Genomic DNA, 2,915 nt, shown 5'->3' on the forward strand with positions numbered 1-2,915 from the left:
TCCCCCGGCGCTACGTGGGTTGAGATTGAGGTCAGGCCGAGTCGAGAAAGGTGGATTCCGAGAACCGGAGCGGAGCGTACTTTCAGTACGTGAGCACCGGAAGCGCAGGAAGCCGGCATTTGCAGACCGGCCTCACCTGAATATCGACACACCATAGGTGGGCGCGAAGCGGAAATGCCCCGTCCGCCTGAAGACATATAGCGTGTCCTCCTCGCGGGCGCCCTGGCCGATATTGTGAATGACCAGTGGCCGTTCCGGCGCCTCGGCCGAGCGATTGGTCGAGACGATGGCGATGTGCGTCAGGTTGCCGGGCAGCATCTGAGTGACGAGATCGCCCGGCAGATAGTCGGCGGGATCGTCGCTGACGGCCAGGGAGGCGCCTCGCCGTTCGAAGAACATGGCGAGATTGGGCACGCGGCGATGGTCGATGTTGGGATCGGTCGACTTCAGTCCCCAACCCTTCGGATAGGCGGCGAAATCGCCCAACATATCCTCATGCACCAGCTTTTGCAGGTCGAGCCGGAAGGCGCGGCGATAGGCACGGATCACGACATCCGTGCACACGCCCCGGTCCTGCGCGACATCGCCGCCGGGATAAGGGATGCGGGTGTAAGCCGGATCGTAGAGCGTGGTGACGCCGATCTGCTGGCGTGCGGCATCGACCAACCTGAAAGTCCAATCGGGCGTGGCGGTCTTCGCCATCGCCTCGGGCGTGGCTTTCCTGGCCATCGCGTACGGCACCGCCAGGAACAGAAGACCGAGTTGCAGCACGGTTCGACGGGTCATCGGGATCATGCATCGCCCCTCTCTTGCAAGCCGAGTTCACGGGAATTGGTCCCGCGCGAAAGCGTCTTTTTTAGGCTCTCGGCGTTTTGGGCCGGCGATGGCAGGTCGTGTTTCCGGTTGAAAACGCTTCGGGCTGAATTGTCCTCGAGCCCGATGGGCGCCGACTCTGGCATAGTCGATTAACCACGGCCGGGTAGCTTCGGGTCGATCAAGCGATTTGGGCGGGCTATTGGGGTTTCGGATGAAAGGCTTGGGGCTGAAGCTGACCCACCTGTTGGCGCTGCTTGCAGCGCTTGCAGGTTCGGCCGTCGCCGTGACCCAATCCCAGGCGGCCTCCCGCGCTTGCAGGCAGCTCGAAGCCGAACTCGCCGCGACACGCGGTGGCGGCGGCGGACCAGGCATCGTGCGCAAATATGACGATGCCATCCAGCGCCAGCGCGAGCAGCTTGCCAAGGCCCGCGGCCGGGCGAGCGACGCCAATTGCGGCTTCACGCTGTTTTCGCGCAATGTCAACCAATGCGCGGCGATCAATGCCTCGATCCAGCGCATGAACGCCAATCTCGACACATTGCAGGCCAAGCGCGAGCGGCTCGCCGCCGGCGGCACGCGGCGCGACCGCAGCCGTATCCTGGCGTCGCTCGATGCCAATGGTTGCCGCGACGACGAGATCGCGCCGCGACGCGCCCCGTTTCGGGAGGCGGCCCGCGACAATGGCGGCAATCTGTTCGAGCAGCTTTTCGGCCGCCAGGACGAGCAGCTCGAAACGCCCGATGTCCCGGACGCTGCGGAGGTGCCTTCGGATGATTCCGGCGAGCGCAGCATCCGCCGCGTCATCAACCAGCCGGACGGCATGGACCTGCCGCGACTGGGCGGCGAGTTCCGCACCATGTGCGTGCGCACCTGCGACGGCTATTTCTTCCCGATGTCCAACGCGGCTTCCATCGGCGACTTCGAGCGCGACCAGAAGAATTGCGAATCGAGCTGCCCGGGCACTGAGATGCAGGTCTTCTATTCACGTGGAATGGACGACGATTCTGGGTCGATGACCTCCTCGGTCACCGGTCAACCCTACAGCGAGTTGCCGACCGCCTATCTCTACAAGCAGGCCAATTATTCGCGGCCGCCGAGCTGCGGCTGCAATGCGCAAGCCGGCAATGGAAATTTCACGATCATCGGCGGCAACCCGCCCAACCCCGAACAGTCGCAGCCGGACGGCGAGGCAGCGCCTTTCATTCCCGTGCCGGCGGCCAAGCCGGATCCAGGCGCCGATCCGGAAACGATCGCCAATGCCGAAGGCGGCCTCGACCAGGAAGCCATCAAGCGGCTGACCACCAAGGTGCCGGTGTCTCCGCTCTCGGCGCTGCCGCCGGATCAGCGCAAGGTCAGGGTCGTCGGGCCAGCGTTCCTTCCCGACCCATCAGCGGCAATAGATCTGAAAGCTCCGGCCCCGAAGTCCGCCCGGTAAGGGCGAGCCTCAGCGGCATGAACAGCGGTTTACCTTTGCGCCCGGTCGCTTCCCTGATCTTGCCGGTCCAGTCCTTCCACACCGTGCCGTTCCACGGCTCCTCCGGCAGCAGTTCGAAAGCCTGATCAAGGAAATCGCGGTCCTCGCCGGAAAATTCGGCCGGCTCCTGCGGGCCTTCGCCCACGATACGCCACCAGGCGACCGCGTCCGACAGACGGTCGAGATTACCGCGGACCGCCATCCAGAACGGCTCGGCCTTGTCGCCGGAAATACCAAGCACGATCAGCCGGTCGCGCGCTTCCTCGAACGACATATGATGCATCAGCGTGCGGTTGAGCACGAAAAGCTCGTCCGGGTCGAACTTGGACGCCGACTTCGATGTCGCAGCCGGGTCGAAATGGCCGGCAAGCTCGTTGAGGTCGTGCGCGGCGGTGACATTCTCCGACGTGCCGACGAGCACCGCCAGCGACGCGACCGCCATCGGCTCGATGCCGTCCTCGCGCAGGCTTTCGATCGACAGCGCGCCGGTGCGCTTCGACAGCCCCTCGCCTGAGACGGTGGTGAGCAGGTTGTGGTGGCCGAAGACCGGCGGCTCGGCGCCGAGCGCCTTGAAGATGGCGATCTGCACCCCGGTGTTGGTGGTGCGCTGCCTGTCGCGTCTGGT

Annotated in this window: 3 protein-coding genes; 1 reads left to right on the forward strand and 2 read right to left on the reverse strand. The window is 64.7% G+C overall.

Going from position 1 to position 2,915, the window contains the following annotated elements; all coding sequences use genetic code 11:
• Window positions 1-132 precede the first annotated feature (132 nt).
• Complete coding sequence (locus tag FJ471_RS34325; RefSeq protein WP_246684922.1) at window positions 133-795, reverse strand: DUF1287 domain-containing protein; 663 nt, start codon at window positions 793-795, stop codon at window positions 133-135.
• 232 nt (window positions 796-1,027) lie between these two features.
• Between FJ471_RS34325 and FJ471_RS34330 the strand changes: the two genes are divergently transcribed.
• Entirely contained in the window at window positions 1,028-2,251 is a 1,224-nt protein-coding gene (locus FJ471_RS34330; protein WP_140811313.1) for a DUF2865 domain-containing protein, read from the forward strand.
• Here FJ471_RS34330 and FJ471_RS34335 read toward each other — a convergent pair.
• The coding region (locus tag FJ471_RS34335) for a glutamate--tRNA ligase family protein (RefSeq protein WP_246684923.1) at window positions 2,169-2,915 on the reverse strand (747 nt) is incomplete at its 5' end. The genes FJ471_RS34330 and FJ471_RS34335 overlap by 83 nt on opposite strands.

Origin of the sequence: Mesorhizobium sp. B2-7-1 (genome assembly GCF_006440735.1) — a bacterium.
Classification (GTDB): domain Bacteria; phylum Pseudomonadota; class Alphaproteobacteria; order Rhizobiales; family Rhizobiaceae; genus Mesorhizobium.